The following is a 23347-nucleotide window of genomic DNA, read 5'->3' as shown; positions in this document are numbered from 1 at the left end:
CGTATATTTGTAAATAAAAATATACGTATATGCAGTCCAAGCTAACAATATCAATTGATAAAAATGTGGTGGATGAAGCAAAAGCGCTGGCCAGACGGAAAGGGCGCAGTTTGTCGGATTTGATAGAAAACTACCTGAAGGTTATTGTAAAAAAGGAAAAACAAGTAGTTGAAATATCTCCCGATATAAAAAAGCTGCAGGGCTCGGTAAAGCTTCCTGCTGACTTAGATTATAAAAAGGAACTTCAACAGGCGTTAAACAAGAAGTATCAGCTGTGAAACACTTTTTCCTGGACACCAACATCCTGCTTGATTTTCTTATCGACCGTAAACCATTCGCTGACCAGGCTGCCCTTCTTTTCCAGGCAGCAGCTGATAGCAAAGTGAAGCTCTATGTGGCGGCAATCTCCTTTAACAATATTTACTACATAGTCAGGCAGGTGCATGCTCATGCTAAAACAATAGGGCTGTTAAAAACACTTGCAGAATATGTCGAGATTGTAGCCATAGATGGTGTGATTCTGAATAAAGCGATTGCTTCTGATTTTAAAGATTTTGAAGATGGCATTCAAGGTTTCGCGGCGGAATCTGTAGCAGCTATAGAACTGATTGTCACCAGAAATATCAAAGACTTTAAAAAGAGCAATCTTCCCGTTTTTTCTCCTGAGTCTGCAGCAGAACTATTAAATTTATAAAGAAGTACAAGCAGCTCCCACGGAAGTTTTTAATTCCTGCTCCCATCACTCCTAAACTCTTTAACTCCTAAACTCACAACCTTCTATGTTTTCCCCCGCCGAATACAACCGCTACAACCGCCAAATCATCCTTCCTGAAATAGGCCCGGCCGGTCAGCAGAAGCTGAAGGAGGCGCGGGTGCTGATGATTGGGGCAGGTGGTCTGGGTTGCCCGGTGCTGCAGTATTTAACAGCAGCGGGCGTTGGTACCATTGGCATTGCTGATTACGATGTGGTGTCGGAAAGTAACCTGCACCGGCAGATATTGTACACCTCAGAAGAGGTAGGGCAGCTGAAGGCGGAGGTAGCGGCGCGGAAGCTGGCGCAGCAGAATCCGTTTGTGCAGTTCGTGGTGCACCGGGAGGGGATAAACGTGCAGAACGCGCTGGAACTGGTGCAGGGCTACGATGTGGTCATTGACGGCACCGACAACTTCGCCACCCGCTACCTCGTGAACGATGCCTGCGCTATTCAAAAGAAATCGCTGGTGTTTGGCTCCATCTTTAAGTTTGAAGGGCAGGTGACGGTGTTTCATTACCAGAACGGCCCCTCGTACCGCTGCTTGTTTCCGGAGCCGCCCTCGCGGCACGAGGTGCCGAACTGCGCCGAAATCGGGGTGCTGGGGGTGCTGCCGGGGGTAATCGGGACGATACAAGCTACGGAAGCCATCAAAATCATCTGCGGGATAGGAGAGGTGCTGTCGGGGCGGCTGTTCATGCTCAATACGTTAACCATGGAAACCAGCGCCATCAATTTCCGCCGCACGAGCCAGGCAGACGTAACCAAATTAGAGCCAGACTACGAAGCTTTTTGTTCTCCACCTGCCACCACAGCCACTGCTGCTGAAATAGAGGAAATCTCCGCCGACGAACTGAAGGACCTGCTCGACGAGGAGGCAAATGTGCAGCTGCTCGATGTGCGGGAGCTCTACGAGTACGAGCAGTATAACCTTAACGGCGTACTGCTGCCGCTATCGGAACTGGAGCAGCACCTGGATAAGGTGGAGCCGGAGAAAACCGTAGTTGTGCACTGCCAGACCGGGAACCGCAGCCGCCAGGCGATTCAAATTCTGCAGAAGCATTTTCCTTATACCACCTTCTACAGCCTTGCCGGGGGCATTGAAAGGTATCCGTATTGAATTTTGTCTGAATTAGGATTCGTCTGATTAATGGATTAATCAGATTCTAACAGCAGTAATGCTTACCGGAATTGAACCTGAAATTGTCTGAATCACGGATTAAACTGATTTAGGGATGCCACAGATGTAGTACATGTAAAGAATATCCGTGAAATCTTTAAATCAGTTTAATCCGTGATTCAGATAATTTAAAAATGCTGTAAATCCGCAACTTTAACAATCCTGTTAATCCTTTAATCTGACGAATCCCAATTCAGACAATTTGCTAAACACCTTCACCGGCTCATCCGCCTGCCAGACCGCCCCCAGCACCGCAGCACCGGCAAATCCCAGCTCCCGCACCTTCGCCAGGTTCTCCATAGCAACACCACCCAACGCCACCACAGGCACAGTGGCTGTTTGTAATGCTTTTTTTACATCTTCTTCCGCAAAAGCAGCCGCATAACCTTCCTTGGAAATGCTGTCGAAAACAGGGCTAAGGAAAGCATAATCGAACAGCGGGTGTGGCTTTGGTAGCTCCTGCAGAGCGTGAAAGGAGGTAGAAAACAACAGGTTCATCTTGGGTGTGGTAGCCGCTGTAGCACGCACAGCCTCCGGGAAATGCAGTCCCTTCACCCGGAACTCCTGCGCCAGCTCGTGATGCTGGTGCAGCATCAGTCGTGGGTGGTGCAGAACGGAAATCTGGCTTAGCCACGCCCGCATTTCGGCCAGCGAATAACCCGGCTTGCGCACATGCAGCGTTTCCAGCCCCGCCTCCAGCAACTGGTGGATGAGTTGGTGCTCGTTGGGAAAAGCATGTGGCGTGGTAATGACGATAAGGTGCATGGTGACTGGCAAAAGGTAAAGCAGCGACAACAGAATATTTTATCCTCCTGTTCCAGAACGTCTTGGCGGCTGCTGGTGTTGTAAAGGTAGCAAGAGCGGGTGAAAAAGCTTTCGGTTTTCGGTCGGAATTCCGTAATTTTAACATCCGGGAAACAGCTCTGCAGCTGTCACCATTCCCACTGCAGCTGTCCTTTAATATACAGAATTACTAATATTTAACTCCAGAAGCGTTGCCTGTTTTTTCGCATTTACATACACACACGCAGTACTCGCTGCTCGACGGCCAGGCCGGTATCGGTGCCCTCTTTAAAAAGGCGCAGGCCGATGGCATGCCTGCCGTAGCCATGACCGACCACGGAAACATGTTTGCTGCCTTCAACTTCGTAGCCGAGGCCAGCAAATACAACGTGAAGCCGATTGTGGGCTGCGAGTTTTACCTCGTAACGGACCGCCACCAGAAATCCTTCAGCAAAGAGCAGAAAGACGTGCGCCACCACCAGTTGCTGCTGGCCAAAGACCAGGAAGGCTACCAGAATCTGGCCAAGCTTTGCTCTTATTCCTACATCGAGGGCATGTACAGCAAATGGCCCCGCATCGACAAAGAGCTGCTGCAAAAGTACTGCAAAGGCCTGATTGCCACCAGCTGCTGCATCGGTGCCGAAGTGCCGCAGGCGATTCTGTGGAAAACGGAAGAAGAGGCAGAAGAGATTTTCAAGTGGTGGCTCGACCTGTTTGGCGAAGACTACTACATCGAAATACAACGCCACGGCCTGATGAACATCGACGGCACGGGCAAAAGCCAGGAAGACATCAACCAGGTGCTGCTCAAGTGGGCGCAGAAGTACAACGTGAAGGTGATCTGCACGAACGACTCCCATTACGTAGACCAGGAAGACTGGAACGCACACGACATCCTGCTCTGCGTAAACACCGGCGAAGACCAGAGCACCCCCGTGGGTGACTTCCAGACCCGCTACTATCGCTTCCTGTCCGACGACCAGAAAGTGATTTACGATACCGTGGAGAACGTACGCAACAAGTACGGCAACAGCCAGAACATCCGCCAGATGCTGCAGCGCATCGACGAGGCTGGCCCGAAAACACGTTTCGGTTTCCCGAACGACCAGTTCTACTTCAAGACGCAGGCCGAAATGAACGAGCTGTTCAAGGACGTGCCGCAGGCGGTGGACAATACGAACGAGATTGTAGACAAGATTACGCCGCCAAAACTCAAGCGCGACATCCTGCTACCCAACTTCCCGATTCCGCCGGAACATGCCGGTGCCGATGCATACCTGCGCCACCTCACGTACTTGGGTGCTGCCAAACGCTACGGCGAAATTACGACGGAGATAACCGAGCGCCTCGACTACGAGCTGCGCATTGTCGAAACCATGGGCTTTGCCGGTTACTTCCTCATCGTGCAGGACTTCATCAACCGTGGCCGCGACATGGGTGTGGCTGTTGGTCCGGGCCGTGGTTCGGCTGCGGGTTCGGCAGTGGCTTATTGTATCGGTATCACGAACATCGACCCGATAAAGTACAGCCTGCTCTTCGAACGATTCCTGAACCCGGAGCGTGTGTCCATGCCCGATATAGATATCGACTTTGACGACGTGAACCGCCAGCGGGTAATCGATTACGTGGTGGATAAGTACGGCAAAACGCAGGTGGCCCAGATTATTACCTTCGGTACGATGGCGGCGAAATCGTCTATCAAAGACGTGGCCCGCTCCACCTCTTTACCGCTTTCGGAAGCCAACGAGCTGGCGAAGATGGTGCCCGACACCCCCGGCACCACCCTGGCCAAAGCATTCATGGAAAACCTGGAGTTGGCCGCCATACGTGAGGGCGACGATGCCCGTGCCGCAGTACTCAAACTGGCCGAAAAGCTGGAAGGCTCCGTGCGCAACACCGGTATCCACGCGGCAGGCGTTATCATTGCCCCGGACGATATCACCAACTACATCCCGGTATCCACTTCCAAAGACGCCGACCTGCTCGTAACGCAGTTCGACGGCAAGGTAATCGAGAGTGCCGGCATGCTGAAGATGGACTTCCTGGGGCTGAAGACGCTCACCATCATCAAGGATGCCATCGAACTTATCAAGAAAAACCATGGCGTTGAGATTGATATCGACGCTATTCCGATAGACGACGAGAAAACCTACCAACTCTACCAGCGCGGCGACACCATCGGCACGTTCCAGTTTGAGTCGGAGGGGATGCGGATGTACCTCAAGGACCTGCAGCCCACCAACATTGAAGACCTGATTGCCATGAACGCCCTGTACCGTCCGGGCCCGATGCAGTTCATCCCGAACTTCATTAACCGGAAGCATGGCCGCGAGGAGGTAGAGTACCCGCACGAGCTGCTTAAGCCGATTCTGGAGTATTCCTACGGCATTATGGTGTACCAGGAGCAGATTATGCAGACGGCCCAGATTCTGGCCGGTTACTCCCTCGGCGGCGCCGATTTGCTGCGCCGCGCCATGGGTAAGAAGGACATGAAGAAGATGGCCGAGGAGCGCGAGAAGTTCATCAAAGGAGCGGCAGAGAAGCACAACATCCCGGCTAAAAAAGCATCCGAAGTGTTTGACGTGATGGAGAAGTTTGCGCAGTACGGCTTCAACCGCTCGCACTCCGCTGCTTACTCTGTAGTGGCTTACCAGACAGGCTACCTCAAAGCGCACTATCCTGCCGAATACATGGCTGCCGTGCTCACCAACAACATGCACGACATCAAAAAAGTAACCTTCTTTATTGAAGAAGCACGGAAGCAGGGCGTGGCCGTATTGGGTCCGGACGTGAACGAATCGCTCCTGAAGTTCAACGTGAACGAGAAAGGCGAAATCCGTTTTGGTCTGGCGGCGATAAAAGGTACCGGCGAAGCGGCCGTAGATGCCATTATTTCGGAACGCGAAAAAGGCCTGTACCAGGACATCTTCGACTTTTCGAAGCGCATCAACCTGCGTGCCGTGAACAAGAAAACCTTTGAAAGCATGGCCCTGGCCGGCGCTTTCGATTCGTGGGGGCTTTACCACCGGGCGCAGCTGATAGAGGTGCCGGAAGGAGAGAGCATGAGCTTACTGGAGAAAGCGGTGCGCTACGGCAACAGCTACCAGGCAGAGCAACAGGCGGCACAGCAGTCGCTGTTCGGAGGCAGTGCTGCTGTGGCAGCGCCTATGCCCAAAACCCCGGAAGTAGCCCCCTGGACGCAAGCTGAGATGCTGCGCCGCGAAAAAGAGGTAGTAGGGTTTTATATCTCGGGGCACCCGCTCGACCAGTTCAAGCTGGAGATTGACTCCTACTGCACCTGTCCGCTCACCGATATCGCCGAGTACAAAAACCGCGACATTAACGTAGCAGGTATGGTATCGGAAGTGGTGCTGCGCACGGCCAAAAACGGTAATCCCTTCGCCTTGTTCTCCATCGAAGACTACGACTCCACGTTGCAGATGGCGCTCTTTGGCGAAGATTACGTGAAGTTCTCGCCTTACCTGAAGCAGGGCCTCTACCTGTTCATAAGAGGCAAAGTGCAGCTGCGTTACAAAACCGAGGACCAGTGGGAGCTGAAGCCGCAAAACATCCAGCTCCTCGGCGACATCACCGATAAAATGGCGCAGGGCGTGCACATCAACATTAACCTGCAGCTCTTCAACGCCGGCCTGGCCGAAACCCTGGAAAACGCCATCGTCTCCAGCCCCGGCCAGAAGCGCCTGGAGATAACCCTGCACGTACCGGACGAGAAGCTGGCGCTGCCCACCTACTCCCGCAAATACCGCATCGACCCGAAGGTGTTCCTGGGGCAGATAAAGGATTTGGGACTGGGAGAGTGTAAGTTGATTTAGAAGTTGATTTGAATATAAGGAAGGCACGCTATTCAGATGGCGTGCCTTTTTCTTTGCTCCCTTTGCTCTTTCGGACGTCCACGTCCGAAAGTTCTCTGCTGGGGATATTATGCTCTTTCGGATTTTCTAATCCGAAAGTTAACTGTCGGGGATTTCCTAATCCCCGTATACAAAAAGCTCATATACGCGGGTCTGGAGACCCGCAACAGCTATACTTCGGATTGGTAAATCCGAAGTAGCAGTAGTAGCAGTAGAGAATGGTAGTAGCAGCTTAACAGATAGTAGCAGCAATGGGCCAAAAGAACAGAATAGTACCAGGAGGTTTGTACTACCTGACAATGACAGTAGTGGATTGGGTAGATGTTTTTACCCGTCCGGTATACAAGCACATCATCCTAGATGCCTTGAAATTCTGTGTAGAAAAGAAAGGCCTTCAGCTCTACGCCTGGTGCCTCATGAGCAACCATTTACATATGATTGCCGCTGCCGAAGAAGGCAAGAACCTCTCAGACATACTCCGCGACTTCAAGAAGTTTACCAGCAGACAAATAGTGGAGGCTATTCAACGGGAAAACGAAAGTAGAAGAGAATGGATGCTTTATCGTTTTCACCTGGCGGGTAAGTACGACCCAAAGATTACCAACTACAAACTCTGGCAGGAAGGCAACGAAGCCAAGGAAATTCACACCAATGACTTCCTGGACCAGAAGCTGGACTACATCCACCAGAACCCGGTGCGGGCCGGGTGGGTGACGGAACAGGAGTATTACCTGTATAGCTCTGCTGGCGACTATGCCGGACAAAATGGTTTGGTGCCTGTTGTGCTGGCATTATAAGCGTTACCGTAGTAGAGGTGATTCCCAAAAAAATAAGTAAATTAGTAGAGGCAGAAACGAGTGTGCTGCCTGCTAACCATTACCTACCACCGTTGCCACGTTACAAATAAAACTATGAACAAATTGCTACTCTCTTTGCTGGGGCTGTTGCTCCTGCTAACCTTTCCTGCCCGGGCACAATATCAACTGCAGGAGGCGTATCCTGCCCTTACATTTACAAATCTGATTGAGGTGGTGCCCGACCACCCGGCGGGCGACAGGCTCTTTGCTGTTACGCAAGGCGGTATCATTTATTCCTTTCCAGAAAATCCGGCGCAGGCCACGACCACCACGCAGTTTCTGAACATTGCGAGCAGGATTGTGTCGGGTGGGGAGCGGGGACTGCTGGGGCTGGCGTTTCATCCAAATTATGCGCAGAATGGCTACTTCTATGTTTATTATACAACAGGTACGCAACTGGAGGCGCGGGTATCCCGCTTCTCGCGTAGTGCCACCAACCCGCTTGTAGCCGATCCGGCGTCTGAAGTGGTGTTATTTGCTACACCCAAACCCTATACAAACCATAACGGTGGCAAGATTGCTTTTGGCCACGATGGCTATCTCTACATTTCAATCGGTGATGGCGGAAGTGCCGGCGACCCACTGAACAATGCCCAAAACCGGACGAACCTGCTGGGTAAAATTCTGCGCATCGATGTAAACAACACCAGCGGCGGCCTTGCCTATGCCATCCCCGCCGATAACCCGTACAAAGACAACACCCAGGGCTTCCGGGAAGAAATTTTTGCCTACGGCCTCCGCAATCCCTGGCGCTTCAGTTTTGACAGGGCCAACGGGCGCCTGTGGGCTGCCGATGTGGGGCAGTATGCCCGCGAGGAAATCAACCTGATTACCAACGGAGGCAACTACGGCTGGCGCATCATGGAGGGTACGCTTTGCTACAATCCTGCTGCCAACTGCCCGACAGGAGGCCTTGTTCTTCCGGTTTTTGAATATGTTAATTCAGCCAGTACCGGCGAGTCGATTACAGGTGGCTTTGTGTACAAGGGGCAGCAGCTTCCGGGCATGGTGGGCAACTATGTGTACGGCGATTATATCACCAAAAAAGTATGGGCACTCTCCTTCAACGATAACGGCACGGCAGCCGGAAATGAATTGCTGCTGACGGCGCCCTTCTCCATTTCCACGTTTGCGGAGACACGCAACGGGGAGTTGTTGGTAATTGCCTATGGAGCTGCCGGGAAAATATGGCGATTAACCGAAAATGTAACCAACCTGCCGGGCGAATTGCAGGAGGAACTTACATTATACCCGAACCCGGCAAGCGGTAAATTAAACTTAGCAATAGGTGCCGGTATACAGTTAAAAGATATACAACTGCTGATAATGAATACAAATGGCCAGACTGTCAGGCAGGTAAAGCAGGTACTGTCGGAAACTGTGCAGGTAGATTTGTCGGGACTGGCTGCGGGCATTTATGTGCTCCAGGTGCAGCAGGCTGGGAAGGAGATGAAGCGGTACAAAGTCGTGATAAGGTAGGTGGCGGCGCAACCGTGGCTGTTCAGACTTACTTCTGGTTTGCAGGCCTGTCTGGCAATACCCTGACCGGATGACAGGCTGGAGGCTTTTCTGGAGGAACACTTGCAGCAGACACTTTTATTTACAACATTTGTAGGTACATGGGTTGTGTACCCAACTTATATGTGCTATCGTAAGTATAGGTTATGTAGTTAAACCGTCAGCAGTGTACGACACCTTGTCAGGCAGTAATTTTTGGTAACAAATTTGTCGGGCTTATATTTATTATATATTTGTCATTATATAAATTTTGAATCTATTCAACTAAATGTTAAAGTTATGGCTAACAAAGCAATAGAAATTACAGACGCAAACTTTGATGAGATCATCAATTCAGATAAACCGGTTTTAGTAGACTTTTGGGCAGAGTGGTGCGGACCATGCCGCATGGTAGGCCCGATTGTAGAAGAACTGGCTGGTGAATACGAAGGCAAAGCCGTTATCGGTAAAGTAGACGTAGATGCCAATCCGCAGACTTCTGCAAAATTCGGTATCCGCAGCATTCCTACCCTGCTGGTGTTCAAAAACGGCGAAGTGGTAGACAAGCAAGTGGGCGCTGTGCCTAAAAATGTGTTATCTCAGAAACTGGATGCGCAAATGGCGTAAGTAAGCAGTAGGAATTTTTTAAACGAGAAAGGCCTCTTCCGGACAGAAGAGGCCTTTTTTGGTTTTTGGGTAATAACTTAACGCCTCCTGCTGCTGCCGGTTTTATTGTAGAGCAGGTGCAGTGGCTATGGAGGCAGGTGCAGCAAAGAAATTTACTCCTTCTCTTTCAGAATAATGCTGATGTCGCCGCTCCGTTCGAGGTAGGCCGCTTTAATATCGGTAAGTTCGCCGCCACTACCCGACTTTCTCAGGGCTTCCAGTAAATCATTTTCTGTTACACCGTGCTTTTTTAAGGTCTTTTTCTGCAACTCGCCGTCTTTTATTAATACCAGCGGCCTCCCCTTGATAAAGTTTCCAAATCCAAAGTTTGTACGATAGGCAAGGGCTGCCAGAATATTGTGCAGTACTACCAGCACCAGCGCAGCTGCAATAGTGGGCCAGAAGGGGGAGTTGCCGGTAATGGCGCGGCTCAGGATAGAGCCATAAATTACACCCAGCACAATGTCGAAGGCGGTATGTTTGCCAAATATGCGGGGGTTGCCAATTCTGATGATAACGAGGGCTGCAAAGAAAACACCCACTGCCCTTATGGACATTTGCCACCAGGTCAGGCTTTGGTCTCCGATGCCAAACGCAATGCTTAACGAATCCTGCATACCATCAGAAACGGGTACAGCTGCCGGAATGTTATCCGCCAAATTTAACACAGCCACGCGAAACTGAACCTTGCTCCTGCTATTGGAGTATGGATATACTGTGGGGAATTAGCTTTAAAGTTTCTTAATGCATATGGTAAATTATATTTTTTCAGGCGCAGCCTTTCTGCTGTATTTTCTGTTCATTTTTAGCGCTTCGGCCCAGCATTCGGAAACAGATACAGCACGCGACGAGAAACCGGTGCAGCGGCTGTCAGAAGAACAAAAGATTGATCAGCTGCTACAGTACATCAGCAACATGCAAGGGGCCACCTTTATCCGGAATGGCAGCGACCATTCGCCAAAGGATGCAGCAAAACACCTGCGGTCGAAGTTCAGGAAACATGCCGCCAAGATTAAAACAGCGCATGATTTTATAGACCACCTGGCAACAAAATCGTCCATGTCAGGCGACCTGTATAAGGTCAGGATGGCAGACGGAACCATCGTAGAAACGTATAAGCTGCTGAACCTGGAGCTGCAACGGATAGAGGGGCAGTTTAGTCCTTAACAGCACGAATAATTTGATTTCAAGTAAACTACACCTTACACAAACATGCTACATATATTAGATGAATCAAGAGAAAATGTAATTGCGGTACGCATTAATGGCCACGTGGATAAAGGCGATTACGACATGATACTTCCCATTATGGAAGAAAAGATAAAAACATACGGCAAAATAAACGTGTTCGTAGAGATAATGGATTCCATGGACTTTACGGCGAAGGCGCTGTGGGAAGAGCTGAAGTTTGATGTGAAGCATGCCCGCGATTTTAACAAAGTTGCCATTGTAGGCGACGGAAAATGGATAGATGCCCTGAGTGTGGCGGCCACTCCGTTTACTTCGGCCAAAATTAAGAAATTCGGGCGGGGTCAGCGGCAGGAGGCGTTTAACTGGGTGCGGGCGGAAGCGTAACAGTACCTCCGTTGCGCTGAGGTGGAGCAGAGGCTGTGGTGGCAGGTGCAGAACACTTTTTTGCCGGCAATTTGGTTTTGGAAGCATACAGCGGGGTGCCTGGCAGCCTTTTGACAGCTGAAAAGTTCTGCTGTACCTGTCACCACAGCCTCTGCACGAAAAGTTACTGCCAGAACGTATAGCGAGGCTGCAGCAGGCTGTAGAACACGTAGCTCACCACAAACCCAAAAATGATGTGCGCAAAAATGAGCGTTACCAGGTAAGATTTTAAAGAGATATAAGGCGGGTTGGTATGGATCATGAAGAAGAAGTACCAGATAATCATGGCCAGGATGCCGTTGGCAAAGCCCAGGAACACACCCCATGAAGCAGTAGGAGCGCCCACTTCTGAATTCCAGAGCGCCAGGTACCCTATGGCAAACACAATACCTGCCACAAAGTGCGCGATTGTTCCCACAGTCCGGGTTTTAGTATCATCGGCAAGGCCACCATCGGGTTGGGTGCGGTCCAGCAGCATCGTGCCCAGCGTTTTTGCCGTTTTCATAACCCGGTGTGTGGCGTAGGTGAGCAGGTACAAAAAAGCTGTCATGGCGGCAGTGCCGGCAAGTCCGGCCAGGATTGCGTACAGTAGTTTCATGGGACTGGCGTGATGGTTTAGCTTTTATACGCAAGGTATTCGCAAAGTTTAATATTTGTGAAGCGAGGCGGGTAAAGATGTTATAAACCAATTGATTAGCTAAGAAACTTTGCTGCTGTCATGGCAATAAAAGCAAGACTGATACTAAGTGACGAAATCTTATTCATGCGCATGGTATTTTCAAAATTAACCTCCCGCTTATCCCGCTGCGCACGCGTCACCCAGGTCGTGAAAAAGTAAAGCACTGGTGCCGTACACACCAGGAAAATAAAAATGTTGCGCAGCTGACCGGTTGTGTAGTAAAGCCAGAGCAGCGAAGCCGCGCCCAGCAGCAGGCTGATTCCGGCAAACAAAAAGGTGCCATTTATGCCGAGCAGCAAACTGAGCGTTTTATCGCCGCGGCGGGCGTCTTCGTGGTGCTGGTAAATTTGGGTAAGAGGGTAGGAGCCACACAGGAAGAGGGTGCTGATGAGCGCAAACCATGCATTCGGCTTTTGCAGCACCTCCGGCAGCGAAATCCCCAGCCCCACCTGCACCATGGCATAGGTAAAGGCGCCCTGGAAGAATGTAACCACCACCGTGCTGAGAATCGGATACCTTTTGAGCCGGATATATTCGTTGCTGTACGCCTTGGACACCAGCAGGTACAGCGCCACCATCCCCCCAAAAACAGGAGCCACCAGCAAAGCCGTTATAACCGACAGCAGGTCGAAGAGCAGCACCAGGTAAAACAGTTCGCGCGTTACCTTGGGCGGACGTTTTAAGCCCCCGATGCTGTCTTCGTCGCGGTCGCAGTAGGAGTTGTAGCCGTTGCTGGCCGGGTACACCAGCAGGTGCAGTATCACGAAAACCGCCACCGCCCGCCACAGTTCATACCCGGATACCGTGCTTAGCGCAAACCAGAAAATAGGCATCAGGTACACCGAAAACGGTATCCGCATCAGCACCAACGCATTTTTATAACCGGTAGCAGCAACCTGTGGCATTGTTTATATTGTTTAATTGTTGAATTGTTAAATGGTTAAAGCTTCTTCAACTTATAATACTCCTGCTGATCATCAACAATTTAGCAATTAAACCATGTAACCATCAATAAATTAACACATCAGCACATTAAAAAATCAGCACATTAACTTTCCGGATAGCCGATCAGGTAAATCACATTTTTCCCGAGCCGGGAGCTGACTTTGCCGGTGCGCCAGGTGTAGGCAGGCGCATGTACCTTAGCGGCCATTTGCTGCAGCATCTCCGGCGTGTAAATACGCAGGAGCGAAACGGTGCCATCCCAGAGTATGCCCAGCGGAATTACCGGGACCAGGTACGTGAAAAATAGCCTGCTGAGCCTGAACGGGCGGATAAATGGCGTTACGAGCAGGATAACCCACGGAAAAAACAGCCAGAGGGCCAGCATCTCCAGCCAGCTTTTACCTGCACCTTCAAACACCCCGATAGCGGCACGCTTGTTGGCGGCATCCTGCAAAATGGCCTGCGCCTGCTTTGGGCTGAAGTGATGAAAAGAAGAAAATATGGTGCGTACTCCTGTAATATTTTCGGGTACGGCGGTGGCATTTACCGGTTCAGCTAGATAGCGAATCTGGCCGCCGGAGTGCTTTTGTAAATACTGCCAGGCATCCAGGTTGGGGTACAAATCGGTGAGCGTTACCTGCACGGGTGCCTGCATGCGCCGGCTGAGATCCTCCCGGATAACCTCAATACCGCCTCCTGCTCCCGAGCACAGATCCGTAATGTGGTGCTGCCCTGTTTGCTCGAGCAGTTCCTGCAACAAAGGTAGCGCAGCATCATACGCCCGCAGCTTCGAGATCATAAACCGCAGAAAATCCAGCATGCCCTGGCGGATGATGTGCGGAAACCAGGGCTGGTCTTCCAGCTCGAAAAGTTGAAGTCTGACGTTCAAATTGCTTGTTTCTGAGCTGTTACTCCGCCAAGGCTGTAAAGGTTGTCACAACCTGTCCAGAGTAAAAAATAAGAACGTATTATTCCGTCGTCAGTCCGCTTTTGCCTGCGCGCAGGCTTATGTTTTGGTTTGTATTGCTGAAAAGCTGCCAGTATACATCTTCCGGTTTCGAGGTGTCGGGGGTAACCGTGAGGTGTAAGCCATTGGAGAAAAACAGGGAAAAGCTGTAATGTTCGCCTGCCTCTATACGGGTTGGCGCCATTGCTTCGTTTTTATTAACCAGTTCTTTCAGGCGCTGGTCGCGCAGGTTGGCACCCGGTACTTTCCAGTCGAAGGGTGCGCCGGGAGCGGGAAGTCCTGCTTCGCGTTTTCGCTGGAAAACCTCGTCGTGTTTAAGGATGCTCCCATCGGGCAAATACAGCTGCCACGGGCAGTTCAGGGCCAGCGTAAATTCCCCCACATCGAGCACAAGTCCCTGTGGGGTAGTGTAATGCGTGCTTCCAAAATGGAAATATTGAACCAGCTCGTTGCGAGTTGTGTTGGTCAGGGATAGGCCCATGACGTTTGCAAATATATCCTGTAGCTGCTGTTGCATGTTGTTCCGGTTTAAAAGTATTGCCTGTCAGGCAAAGATAGGCAGAGCCGCCAAAAATCCTGCAGGTAAGGAGGTACAGCTACTAAGTTTTATGCCTTTAACCCATAGATGTTCTGTACAAAAGGTATATTTGCATTAGTTTTGGAAGAAGCGTGATTTTGAATAAGTAAGGGTGAGGCCCTCGTTTTATGATAATGCTGGATAAGCAAGAGAAAGTAGACAAGCCAAAGAAGTCAATTTACCGAACGATAGTAAGTACTGCCTGGAAGCTGTTTGTGCTGGGGTTCGTACTGGTGGTGGGCTACCTGTTCAGTGTGGAACACAACCTGTTTTACCTGTTCGGTGCATCTCCAAGCCTGGATAAACTGGAAAACCCCCGAAGCGACCAGGCCTCTGAACTCTACACCGCCGACGGGCAGCTGATCGGGAAATATTTTAAGGAGAACCGCAGCCCTGTCGGCTACCCGGATATTGCACCGGTGCTGATCAATGCGCTGGTGGCTACAGAAGATGTCCGGTTTTATGAACATGCCGGTATCGACCCGAAGGCGATTGCATCTGTCATTTATTCAACAGTGCAGGGCGACAGCCGGGGCGGCAGTACCATCACGCAACAGCTGGCGAAAAACCTCTACAAAACCCGCACCGACGACTCCAAAGGCGTGCTGGGCCATATTCCGGGCCTTAACATCGTTATTTCCAAAACAAAAGAATGGCTCACGGCCATCAAACTGGAGCAGCGTTATACCAAAGAAGAACTGCTGGCCATGTACCTGAACACCGTCGACTTTGGCAGTAACTCCTTCGGCATTAAAGTAGCTTCTAAAACATTTTTCAATACCTCGCCCGACAGCCTGAAGGCGGAGCAGGCGGCCGTGCTGGTTGGCTTGCTGAAGGCCCCGACCTACTATAGCCCCCGCTTTAACCCCGAAAACGCTACCCGCCGCCGCAATACCGTGCTGGCGCAGATGGCCAAGTATGGGTATATGACGGATGCTGCAGCCGATTCGCTCAGCCAGCTGCCGCTGGTGCTGGACTACAAAGTTGAGAACCATTACGATGGGCCTGCTACCTATTTCAGGGGAGCAGTGGCCGATTTTATGAAAGAGTGGTGCAAGCAAAATGGCTATGACCTCTACCGTGATGGTTTAAAAGTGTATACCACCATCGACTCACGCATGCAGGCACATGCCGAAGCTGCCATGGAAAAGCATATGCGTACGCTGCAGCGCCGCTTCGACAATCACTGGAAAGGCAGGAACCCGTGGGTGGATGAGAAAAACCGCGAAATTCCGGGTTTTATCGAGTCGACCATTAAACGCACCGCCTATTACCAGCGCCTGAAAGAGAAGTACGGCAACGACGAAGCTGCCATTAACCGGGAGCTCAACACGCCACGCGAAATGATGGTGTTTACCTGGGATAATCCGGAACGGGAGAAGAAAGTAACCATGTCGCCACTGGATTCGCTGGCGTATTACAAGCGCTTCCTGCATGCCGGTATGATGACGATGGACCCTGTTTCCGGTGAAATAAAAACCTGGGTAGGTGGTATCAACTTTAAATACTTTAAGTACGACCACGTGAAACAGGCCCGGCGGCAGCCAGGCTCAACGTTTAAGCCCTTTGTGTATGTGGCTGCCATCGACAACGGCTACTCGCCCTGCGATAAGATTGTAGACCACCGTGTTACGATCAATTATGTGGAGAAAGGGGAGAAGAAAAGCTGGTCGCCTACCAATGCCGACTGGGAATACACTGGCGCTCCCATGACGCTTCGCAGAGCTATGGGCAAATCGGTTAATTCGGTTACCGCGCAGCTCACGGAACTGATCGGCTGGGAAACGGTAGTGAAGTACGCCAAGCGCCTGGGCATTAACAGTCCGCTGGATGTGGTGCCATCTATTGGCTTAGGGCCGAGCGATGTATCGGTATACGAAATGGTCGGGGCCTATAGCACCTTCCCAAATCACGGGTTCCACACGAATCCCATGTTTATTACCCGCATCGAAGACCGGAACGGCAACCTGATCAAGCAGTTTGTACCCCAGCAGAAAAAGGTGCTGAGCGAAGAAACCGCTTTCCTGATGATGCACATGCTGAAAGGCGGTATGGAAGAGCCGGGCGGCACCTCGCAGGCGCTGTGGGAGTACGACCTCTGGAAAGGAAATGAAATCGGCGGCAAAACCGGTACCACCTCCAACCACTCCGACGGCTGGTATATGGGCGTAACCAAAGATTTAGTAACAGGCGTGTGGGTAGGGGGCGAAGACCGCAGCATTCACTTCCGGACATCGGCACTGGGCGAGGGCTCTAAAACGGCGCTTCCGATCTTCGGTCTTTATATGGAGGAGCTTTACAAGGATAAGGAGTTGGGCTACACCATGGGCCGCTTCCCCAAGCCTACGGTTAAAATCCGGAAAAAGTATAACTGCACCACGGTACTGCCGAAAAAGGTAGAGGTCGATTCCACGGCTGTGGATCTTGGCCTGGAGTTGCTGGAAGATTCGATTTAGAAGCAGTATTGCTGCTTGTTCAGGAGCAGTGGCAATGGTGGCAGCTGCAGCAGAATTTTTTGAACCAGAAGAGGTATCGGGGTAGTATTCGGTAGCTGAAAATAAGAAGCGGCCCGGCAGAAGTGTATCTGTCGGGCCGCTTGCGTTTGGTGCAGAAAGTTTTTAAGCTTCCGGTTTATAAAAAGAATTTAAGGCTTCGTCGATGTAGTTGTACTCAAAAGTAAACCCGGTCTGCAGCACCTTATTGGCGCTAACGCGCTGGCTGGCCAGGATGGTTTCGCTTTTTTCGCCAAGCACCAGGTTTACAGCAAAAGCAGGTAAATTGGGGAGTACGAGTGGCTTGTTCAACACCTCCGCCAGTTCCTTTACAAACTTTTTATTTGTAATCGGGTGCGGGGCTACGGCATTATACACGCCATGAAACCCGTGATCTTCGATGGCACTGATGAACAGGCGGCAAAGGTCGTCGATATGAATCCAGGACATGTACTGGTTGCCGGAACCGAGCGGTGCGCCGGCCATCAGTTTTATGGGGCGTGCCATCTGGGGCATGGCGCCTCCTTTATCACTCAGCACAATCCCGATCCGGTAAATTACCGTCCGGATGCCCAGGTCGTTGATGCGCCAGGCGGCTGCTTCCCAGTCTTTGCAAACGCGGGCCAGGAAATCATCGGCATATATGCTTTCTTCCGACATCAGTTGCTCGCCGGAGTCGCCGTAAATACCAATCGCCGAGGCCGAAATAAAGCCTTTTACATGATGCTCCGTGTTCCGGAGGCAGTTGTACAGTAAGGTGGTGCTTTTAATGCGGCTGTTGTAGATGTTTTGCTTATGCTCTTCGGTCCATTTGGCGCTGGTTACATTGGTGCCTGCCAGGTGAATGATGTAGTCGGCCCAGGTAATGGCGCTATCGTCTATCCGGGCATTCTCGATGTCCCATTTAAACGTTTTGTAGTGGGTAAATTTGGTAGCGTGCCTGCTCAGGTGAGCCACTTCGTACCCCTGGTCTATCAGTACTTCAGATAAGCGGGTGCTGATTAAGCCTGAGCCGCCTGTGATAAGTATTTTACCTGGCATAGTTCTTTTGCATAAGCATTATGGGTTCTGACTATACGTATACAGGGTAGTCTCCTGTTGTTATGAGGCCCTCTGTATGCAAAAAAGCTTGTTTTCTGTTTAGTAGATGAGCTGCGCCTATTTCAGACGGATGTGCCCCAGGAATTCGTTCCGGTACATGTCCTGCTCAAATATACCGGAATATTCGGCAGTAATGGTACTGCTGCTCACATCATTTACGCCACGGCTCATTACGCAGAGGTGGTCGGCCTCTATCAGCACCGCCACATCTTCTGTTCTTAAAGCCTTTTTCAGTTCGTTTGCAATCTGCATGGTCATGCGCTCCTGCACCTGCGGACGGCGGGCGTAGTGCTGCACAATCCGGTTCAGTTTAGACAGGCCGATCACGTGCTCGTTGGGCATATAGGCCACGTGGGCTTTGCCAATGATGGGAACAAAATGGTGCTCACAGGAAGAGTACACGGTAATGTCGCGCTCCACCAGCATCTGCCTGTACTTGTACTTGTTTTCGAAGCGGCGGATAACCGGTTTGTTTTCCGGGTTCAGTCCGTGAAAAATTTCCTGCACATACATTTTGGCCACCCGCAAGGGGGTTCCTTTCAGGCTGTCGTCGGTCAGGTCCAGGCCCAGCGTGTGCATGATTTTTTCGAAGTGGCCGGAAATGATGCGGATTTTCTCTTCGTCAGGTAAATCAAAAGCATCAGGGCGTAAGGGCGTCTCCAGCGAGCTCATCACATGGTCGTCCATTTGTTCGTACTCGTGCTCCTGGTCCTGCTTATCCATGATATTCAACAAAGTTTCGTTCAGTTTCATAAAGTGTTACAGCTAATTCCAGTTCCCTGCTGATTTTATCCCGGAGGCGGTTCCAGATAACGGCCGCAATGTTTTCAGCTGTCGGGTTCAGCTGCTGAAACTCAGGCGTATCGAGGTTCAGGTTTTTGTGGTCGAAGCGCTCCAGCACTTCTGTTTTCAGCAGGTCGCTCAGTTTTTTCAGGTCGTATACATAACCTGTCTCCGGGTCTACAGGACCTGTTAGCTTTACAATAAGTTCGTAATTATGCCCGTGGTAGTTGGGGTTGTTGCACAGGCCGAAAGTAGCGCTGTTTTGCTCATCGGTCCAGGCGGCATTGTGCAGCCTGTGCGCAGCATTAAAGTTCTCTTTCCGGCAGACAGTTAGTTTCATACTAGCTTCAACAAATCCCGAGGGTTTAATGTTCGGCAATTTGCTAAAAACATTATCAAACTGCCTTGCTAAATTATACAAAGTTAGTGTTGTATGTCCGAAAGGCAAATCTATTGCCTTATAACTTCATCCAGCGCTGAACGAGCTTATCGGCAAACCGCTCGTCGCGCCAGCCGGCAAACCTGGCGTGGCGGGTGGGGGTGTGGTACACAAACCACTTTTCGAGGATTTCTTTCAGGGCAGGGTATTGGGTGGAGAGCGCGGCGTAGTCGGTGGCGCTGATCAGTTGCTCGCTTGGCCTTGCCGGCACCGCTATTATTTTGGGCTCCAGCTCACCTTTAATATCCAGGTGCAGCACCCCCAGCGGAACAATTTCTAATACTGTACCTGTCTCCATAGCCTCTGCTATTACCAATACCTCCAGCGGATCGCCGTTGCCGCCAACCTCTGTGGAGGGAATAAAGCCATAGTTGCCCGGGAAGGGGAGGAAGCCGATCACCCTGTCGCGTCCTGCTTCTTTGGTGTTCACAAATTCTTTGGTGGCTTTGTCGTAACGAAGCTTGTGGTTGGTGCCTGCCGGATTTTCGATAACTGCCTGCAATTGTTTACTGGCCGAGTAGGTGGGCAGGTCGGCATAATCGTTTTTACAGCCGGTCAGCAAAAACAGAAACAGAAGAGGAAGGAGGTAAAGGTAGTTTTTCATGCGTGTTGGCAGGAACGAAATAGTTTGCTGCTGCAAATATACGCAATCCGGTTGCAGGTGCCAGAGGGCAGTAGCTTGCAGGCAAAAAAAGAGGAGCCGCTGAAAACGGCTCCTCTTTGTAAAACTATAGTAAACTTATGAAAACAGGTATTTTTATCTTCTTTCTTTGATTCTGGCAGCTTTACCTTGCAGACCACGCAGGTAGTAAAGTCTTGCTCTTCTAACACGGCCTCTTCTGATCAGCTCGATTTTCTCGATGCTTGGAGAAAGAAGCGGGAAGATACGCTCTAAGCCAATCTGATTAGAAACTTTACGTACTGTGAAAGTTTCGCCGTTTGTATTTATGTTTTTACGCTGGATTACAACGCCCTGGAACTGCTGGATACGCTCTTTGTTTCCCTCACGGATTTTAACGTGAATATTGATTGTGTCGCCTGCCTGGAAGTTAGGGAAAGAAGCACGCTTCTCGGTTGATTCCTGCTCAATAAAATTTAATAGTTCGCTCATGGCTATGTTCTTAAAGCTAAATATCTTCTTGAAATTTCGGACTGCAAAGATATGTAAATATTTTTTAGATAGTAACTGTTGGTGAAAAAAAATATTAATTCTTGTAAAGAAGCGAGGAGGCCGCCTGAAACAAGTTCATTTGCCTTGTTGCAGATTAATTTTTGAAGGCGAAAAGGTATTGGCAGCGCTGCCGCCAAAAAATATATTAATATGTAAAAGTTACGACACTGAAGTTTCTGGTTCTTTTGCGCTTTTTGGAATGATTAACGGTGTAGCAGGTTTATTGGCAGGATACCACAGGATGCCGGAAAAAAATTACTTTTCTACATTTAGCCATTCAAGTTTATCTTTTTTACATACTACAGCTGCCCTGGCTTTTTTTTATTTCCGATAGTGCAAACGATAGCGCTTTTGAGCCAGGCAGTAGTATTTTTTTATTTCTTTCCTTACTAACATTAGTTTTAAATTTTTTGCTTATGCAGCCTATGTCTTAAAGCAGAGTTTGGGTGAAGAGCGCTTCCGGAACTGGTGGAGCGGGCGTTCATCCATTGCTTGACCTAAGTTGGTCATCTGTAAGACTTCGGCTGTAAAGAACTGAATAGTTAATTAAAATTAAACTATATGAAGAAATAATTACGCTCTCTTTGTATTCTCCTCTGCCAGCTGAAGGCAACCCTTCAGTTGTGCGTCGTGTCCTGCAATACCCTTTTTTAGTCAATCAGATTACTGACTGCCCTGGCGCAAGCTGTGCCGGTAGTGTTACCGGGTGCCGGAAAAATATCGTTGCTTTTAGAATGTTTTTTATAATAAAATTTACGCAATTAATATGATGTGCAACCTTTTACGGAATTCTTTAAGTCTTCTGCTGCTGCTATTTGTTGTGGCAGGTTGTGAAAAGAAAGAATTCAAAGAATTTTATGAACGTCCTGAAACCTTGGAAGAACCTGTTTACCAGGTGTTGCAGGCAAAAGGAAATTTTAAAAGCTTCCTGGCCTGTGTAGACAAGGCAGGCTATAAGGATGTTTTAAGCAAAGCCGGCTACTGGACCATTTTTGCGCCAAACGACGAGGCTTTTCAATTATACTTTCAAGACGCCGGCATTGCTGGTGTAGAGGCTATGGACGCTGCTACAGCAGAAAAAATTGTGAAGTATGCCATGGTTTACAATGCTTTCAAAACTGACAGGCTGGCCGATTACCAGTCTGGATTAGGCTGGAAATCTAACCAGGCTTATAAGCGGCGAACTGCTTACTATGAGGGTGTTCAGCGGGAAAATATAAATGGCGCTGAAAATCTGGTAGTTGCTTCAAACAGAAACAACAGGTCCGGCAGCGATTACTATAATGTAAACGATAATAATAACAAGTACATCCCGTATTTCCTGAACAAGTATTTCAACGCCAGGGGCCTTACCGCCTACGACTACAATTATTTCTACCCGAACACACCCTTTACCGGTTTTAATGTGGGTGGCGCAAAAATAGTGACCTGGGATATCATTGCAGAAAACGGGGTTGTGCATGAACTAGACAAGGTAATTACGCCTCTTCCGAATCTTGACAAGTACCTTGCTTCGCAGAACCGATACAGCAAGTTCAGATCCATCTTTGAGAAGTACATGGTGTCGTACCTGGTAAATGCGCCGGCAACCGAAAAGTATAATCTCATAAACGGCGGCAGCAACAACGTTTATGTGAAGGTGTACGATGCCGGGCTCATGTATTCGCCCAACAACGAAAACTACCTGAAGTTTGAGGACAATGACGGGCAGCAGGAAGGGTACACGCTTTTTGCCCCTACCAACGAAGCCCTGGATGCTTACCTGAAGAATGTATTGCTCGAGCATTATCCAACGCTCGACGATGTGCCAAAGCAGATCATCTACGACTTTCTAAATGCCCACATGTGGAACATGACGGTGTGGCCGAGCAAGTTCCAGAGCACGCATAACAGCTTTGGACAAGGAGCTTTGTTCAACCCGGAAACAGATGTGGTAGACAAAAAGGTACTGAGCAACGGTATGTTCTATGGTACCAGCAAAGTGCAGGAAGCCAATGTGTTCAGTTCCGTTTTTGGGAAAGTGTACCTTGATCCGAAGTATTCCTTAATGACACGCGCCCTGACGGTAGCACTCAAGCCGATCCTGATCAACACCAGCATTAAATTTACTGTTTTCCTGGCTTCTGACGAGGTAGTGAAAGCAGCAGGATTTGATTACAACCTGGATGCCAACAGGTGGGAATATACTCCTCCGGGCGGTGGCGCTAAGCTTACCGGAACAAGTGCCTGGGATAAACTTAACCGCATTATCAATGCGCATGTGGCTCTCGGCGATTTTACCAACGTGACAACCGGTAACGGTGTTATCGAGACGTACAACGGCGAATATATCCGGTTCAGTCAGAATTCTGTTTTCTCTGCCGGAAACCTGGAAAAAGATATGGCGCCCGGAGCTTCTAACCAGAAAGTTACCTCCAACGGAACCGTGTACTATGTCGATCAGCTGTTCCTGGACCCGCAACAGGCTATGGGGCTGCACCTGAAAAAACTCGCAGAACAGCCGGATTCTCCATACAAAAAGTTTTATGATTACCTGAGCAACGCTGCTATCTACACACCTGCCACAGGTGCGCTTCTGGGAGTGGCAGATGGCTCGTTCTATACCCTGCTCGCTCCGGATAATGCGGCCATCGATGCCGCTGTTGCAGAAGGTTACCTGCCTGCCGCTACCAATCCTTCGGAAAATGAAGATAAAGAGAAAGTTGCCAATTTTATCAGGTATCACATCATCAGCAAAGCAGCTGTTGCGGCTGACGGTAAAAAAGAGGGTGGGTATCTTACCATTTTAGATAAAGAGAATGGTGAGGCAACCATGGTAGCTGTAACAAACACACCGGGCAGCATGACTGTCCGGGATATGAAAGGCGGCACGGCCCGTGTTATCACGGCCAGCAGCAATAATGTATCCAACCGTGCTGTAATCCATTTGCTTGATGACTTTTTGAGATTTGATACCAAGTAATACTAGAATCA

The 23347-nt window shown here is 49.9% G+C and carries 22 protein-coding genes; 11 read left to right on the top strand and 11 right to left on the bottom strand.

Annotated features, from left to right (window positions below; translation table 11 throughout):
- The first annotated feature begins 29 nt into the window (after positions 1–29).
- The 3 genes from DCW36_RS01035 (at position 30) to moeB (ending at position 1871) form a co-directional block, all read left to right on the top strand.
- The gene (locus DCW36_RS01035; RefSeq protein ID WP_114783046.1) at positions 30–278 is read left to right on the top strand and encodes a DUF6364 family protein; all 249 of its coding nucleotides are present in this window, start codon (positions 30–32) and stop codon (positions 276–278) included.
- The gene (locus tag DCW36_RS01030; protein WP_114783045.1) at positions 275–694 is read left to right on the top strand and encodes a type II toxin-antitoxin system VapC family toxin; all 420 of its coding nucleotides are present in this window, start codon (positions 275–277) and stop codon (positions 692–694) included. The genes DCW36_RS01035 and DCW36_RS01030 overlap by 4 nt, the downstream gene beginning before the upstream one ends.
- Before the next feature lie 85 nt (positions 695–779).
- Positions 780–1871 (top strand): molybdopterin-synthase adenylyltransferase MoeB, encoded by a 1092-nt coding sequence (moeB, locus tag DCW36_RS01025; RefSeq protein WP_114783044.1) that lies wholly within the window; start codon positions 780–782, stop codon positions 1869–1871.
- A gap of 225 nt (positions 1872–2096) precedes the next feature.
- On the opposite strand, the gene DCW36_RS01020 is transcribed toward moeB, so the two are convergent.
- Positions 2097–2696, bottom strand: coding sequence for a thiamine phosphate synthase (locus tag DCW36_RS01020; protein ID WP_114783043.1), 600 nt, complete (start codon positions 2694–2696; stop codon positions 2097–2099).
- Between the two features lie 230 nt (positions 2697–2926).
- Here DCW36_RS01020 and dnaE point away from each other — a divergent pair, with 230 nt between their 5' ends.
- The 4 genes from dnaE to trxA all read left to right on the top strand — a co-directional run bounded on the left by dnaE (position 2927) and on the right by trxA (position 9567).
- Positions 2927–6547, top strand: coding sequence for a DNA polymerase III subunit alpha (dnaE, locus tag DCW36_RS01015; protein WP_114783042.1), 3621 nt, complete (start codon positions 2927–2929; stop codon positions 6545–6547).
- Between the two features lie 290 nt (positions 6548–6837).
- Positions 6838–7383, top strand: a complete 546-nt coding sequence (locus DCW36_RS01010) for an REP-associated tyrosine transposase (RefSeq protein ID WP_114783041.1) — start codon at positions 6838–6840, stop codon at positions 7381–7383.
- Positions 7384–7497: 114 nt separating this feature from the next.
- Positions 7498–8922 (top strand): PQQ-dependent sugar dehydrogenase, encoded by a 1425-nt coding sequence (locus DCW36_RS01005; protein ID WP_114783040.1) that lies wholly within the window; start codon positions 7498–7500, stop codon positions 8920–8922.
- Between the two features lie 318 nt (positions 8923–9240).
- Positions 9241–9567, top strand: coding sequence for a thioredoxin (gene trxA / locus DCW36_RS01000; protein ID WP_114783039.1), 327 nt, complete (start codon positions 9241–9243; stop codon positions 9565–9567).
- 152 nt (positions 9568–9719) lie between these two features.
- On the opposite strand, the gene DCW36_RS00995 is transcribed toward trxA, so the two are convergent.
- The gene (locus tag DCW36_RS00995) at positions 9720–10265 is read right to left on the bottom strand and encodes a DUF421 domain-containing protein (protein ID WP_240675993.1); all 546 of its coding nucleotides are present in this window, start codon (positions 10263–10265) and stop codon (positions 9720–9722) included.
- 91 nt (positions 10266–10356) lie between these two features.
- Between DCW36_RS00995 and DCW36_RS00990 the strand changes: the two genes are divergently transcribed.
- Together DCW36_RS00990 and DCW36_RS00985 are read left to right on the top strand one after the other, a co-directional pair.
- Positions 10357–10773: a DUF5329 family protein gene (locus DCW36_RS00990; RefSeq protein ID WP_114783038.1), complete on the top strand. Its 417-nt coding sequence runs from the start codon at positions 10357–10359 to the stop codon at positions 10771–10773.
- 45 nt (positions 10774–10818) lie between these two features.
- The gene (locus DCW36_RS00985; protein WP_114783037.1) at positions 10819–11181 is read left to right on the top strand and encodes a SpoIIAA family protein; all 363 of its coding nucleotides are present in this window, start codon (positions 10819–10821) and stop codon (positions 11179–11181) included.
- Between the two features lie 163 nt (positions 11182–11344).
- On the opposite strand, the gene DCW36_RS00980 is transcribed toward DCW36_RS00985, so the two are convergent.
- From DCW36_RS00980 to DCW36_RS00965, 4 genes are all read right to left on the bottom strand, one after another.
- Positions 11345–11818 carry a DUF6789 family protein gene (locus DCW36_RS00980; RefSeq protein WP_114783036.1) on the bottom strand — a complete coding sequence of 158 codons (474 nt, stop codon included), beginning with the start codon at positions 11816–11818 and terminating at the stop codon, positions 11345–11347.
- 95 nt (positions 11819–11913) lie between these two features.
- On the bottom strand, positions 11914–12804 hold the full coding sequence (locus tag DCW36_RS00975) for a UbiA family prenyltransferase (RefSeq protein WP_114783035.1): 891 nt from the start codon (positions 12802–12804) through the stop codon (positions 11914–11916).
- A gap of 143 nt (positions 12805–12947) precedes the next feature.
- Positions 12948–13733: a class I SAM-dependent methyltransferase gene (locus DCW36_RS00970; RefSeq protein ID WP_114783034.1), complete on the bottom strand. Its 786-nt coding sequence runs from the start codon at positions 13731–13733 to the stop codon at positions 12948–12950.
- Positions 13734–13812: 79 nt separating this feature from the next.
- Positions 13813–14328 (bottom strand): hypothetical protein, encoded by a 516-nt coding sequence (locus DCW36_RS00965; protein WP_114783033.1) that lies wholly within the window; start codon positions 14326–14328, stop codon positions 13813–13815.
- A 194-nt stretch (positions 14329–14522) separates the two neighbouring features.
- Between DCW36_RS00965 and DCW36_RS00960 the strand changes: the two genes are divergently transcribed.
- Entirely contained in the window at positions 14523–16844 is a 2322-nt protein-coding gene (locus DCW36_RS00960) for a penicillin-binding protein 1A (RefSeq protein WP_240675992.1), read from the top strand.
- Between the two features lie 162 nt (positions 16845–17006).
- Here the strand turns inward: DCW36_RS00960 and DCW36_RS00955 are convergent, their stop codons facing one another.
- The 5 genes from DCW36_RS00955 to rplS all read right to left on the bottom strand — a co-directional run bounded on the left by DCW36_RS00955 (position 17007) and on the right by rplS (position 20314).
- On the bottom strand, positions 17007–17921 hold the full coding sequence (locus tag DCW36_RS00955) for a TIGR01777 family oxidoreductase (protein WP_114783031.1): 915 nt from the start codon (positions 17919–17921) through the stop codon (positions 17007–17009).
- A gap of 117 nt (positions 17922–18038) precedes the next feature.
- Entirely contained in the window at positions 18039–18734 is a 696-nt protein-coding gene (gene folE / locus DCW36_RS00950) for a GTP cyclohydrolase I FolE (protein WP_394344787.1), read from the bottom strand.
- Complete coding sequence (locus DCW36_RS00945; RefSeq protein ID WP_114783029.1) at positions 18697–19104, bottom strand: 6-pyruvoyl trahydropterin synthase family protein; 408 nt, start codon at positions 19102–19104, stop codon at positions 18697–18699. The genes folE and DCW36_RS00945 overlap by 38 nt, the downstream gene beginning before the upstream one ends.
- Positions 19105–19222: 118 nt before the next feature.
- Positions 19223–19807, bottom strand: a complete 585-nt coding sequence (locus DCW36_RS00940) for an inorganic diphosphatase (protein WP_114783028.1) — start codon at positions 19805–19807, stop codon at positions 19223–19225.
- A gap of 153 nt (positions 19808–19960) precedes the next feature.
- Entirely contained in the window at positions 19961–20314 is a 354-nt protein-coding gene (rplS, locus tag DCW36_RS00935; RefSeq protein WP_114783027.1) for a 50S ribosomal protein L19, read from the bottom strand.
- A 934-nt stretch (positions 20315–21248) separates the two neighbouring features.
- Between rplS and DCW36_RS00930 the strand changes: the two genes are divergently transcribed.
- The gene (locus tag DCW36_RS00930; RefSeq protein ID WP_164890993.1) at positions 21249–23336 is read left to right on the top strand and encodes a fasciclin domain-containing protein; all 2088 of its coding nucleotides are present in this window, start codon (positions 21249–21251) and stop codon (positions 23334–23336) included.
- The last annotated feature ends 11 nt before the right edge of the window (positions 23337–23347 follow it).

Origin of the sequence: Botryobacter ruber (genome assembly GCF_003347595.2) — a bacterium.
Classification (GTDB): domain Bacteria; phylum Bacteroidota; class Bacteroidia; order Cytophagales; family Hymenobacteraceae; genus Pontibacter; species Pontibacter ruber_A.
The sequence above is the reverse complement of the archived record's forward strand: the minus strand, read 5'-3'. Positions and strand labels throughout refer to the sequence as shown.

What these genes read in the sequence shown, in the direction of transcription:
- trxA (WP_114783039.1), top strand. Translation starts at nt 9,241, where the DNA reads ATGGCTAACAAAGCAATAGAAATTACAGACGCAAACTTTGATGAGATC.
- DCW36_RS01035 (WP_114783046.1), top strand. Translation starts at nt 30, where the DNA reads ATGCAGTCCAAGCTAACAATATCAATTGATAAAAATGTGGTGGATGAA.
- moeB (WP_114783044.1), top strand. Translation starts at nt 780, where the DNA reads ATGTTTTCCCCCGCCGAATACAACCGCTACAACCGCCAAATCATCCTT.
- DCW36_RS00945 (WP_114783029.1), bottom strand. Translation starts at nt 19,104, where the DNA reads ATGAAACTAACTGTCTGCCGGAAAGAGAACTTTAATGCTGCGCACAGG.
- DCW36_RS00985 (WP_114783037.1), top strand. Translation starts at nt 10,819, where the DNA reads ATGCTACATATATTAGATGAATCAAGAGAAAATGTAATTGCGGTACGC.
- DCW36_RS01020 (WP_114783043.1), bottom strand. Translation starts at nt 2,696, where the DNA reads ATGCACCTTATCGTCATTACCACGCCACATGCTTTTCCCAACGAGCAC.
- DCW36_RS00975 (WP_114783035.1), bottom strand. Translation starts at nt 12,804, where the DNA reads ATGCCACAGGTTGCTGCTACCGGTTATAAAAATGCGTTGGTGCTGATG.
- DCW36_RS00940 (WP_114783028.1), bottom strand. Translation starts at nt 19,807, where the DNA reads ATGAAAAACTACCTTTACCTCCTTCCTCTTCTGTTTCTGTTTTTGCTG.
- DCW36_RS01010 (WP_114783041.1), top strand. Translation starts at nt 6,838, where the DNA reads ATGGGCCAAAAGAACAGAATAGTACCAGGAGGTTTGTACTACCTGACA.
- DCW36_RS00980 (WP_114783036.1), bottom strand. Translation starts at nt 11,818, where the DNA reads ATGAAACTACTGTACGCAATCCTGGCCGGACTTGCCGGCACTGCCGCC.
- DCW36_RS00990 (WP_114783038.1), top strand. Translation starts at nt 10,357, where the DNA reads ATGGTAAATTATATTTTTTCAGGCGCAGCCTTTCTGCTGTATTTTCTG.
- folE (WP_394344787.1), bottom strand. Translation starts at nt 18,734, where the DNA reads ATGAAACTGAACGAAACTTTGTTGAATATCATGGATAAGCAGGACCAG.
- DCW36_RS00955 (WP_114783031.1), bottom strand. Translation starts at nt 17,921, where the DNA reads ATGCCAGGTAAAATACTTATCACAGGCGGCTCAGGCTTAATCAGCACC.
- DCW36_RS01005 (WP_114783040.1), top strand. Translation starts at nt 7,498, where the DNA reads ATGAACAAATTGCTACTCTCTTTGCTGGGGCTGTTGCTCCTGCTAACC.
- DCW36_RS00965 (WP_114783033.1), bottom strand. Translation starts at nt 14,328, where the DNA reads ATGCAACAGCAGCTACAGGATATATTTGCAAACGTCATGGGCCTATCC.
- DCW36_RS00960 (WP_240675992.1), top strand. Translation starts at nt 14,523, where the DNA reads ATGCTGGATAAGCAAGAGAAAGTAGACAAGCCAAAGAAGTCAATTTAC.
- rplS (WP_114783027.1), bottom strand. Translation starts at nt 20,314, where the DNA reads ATGAGCGAACTATTAAATTTTATTGAGCAGGAATCAACCGAGAAGCGT.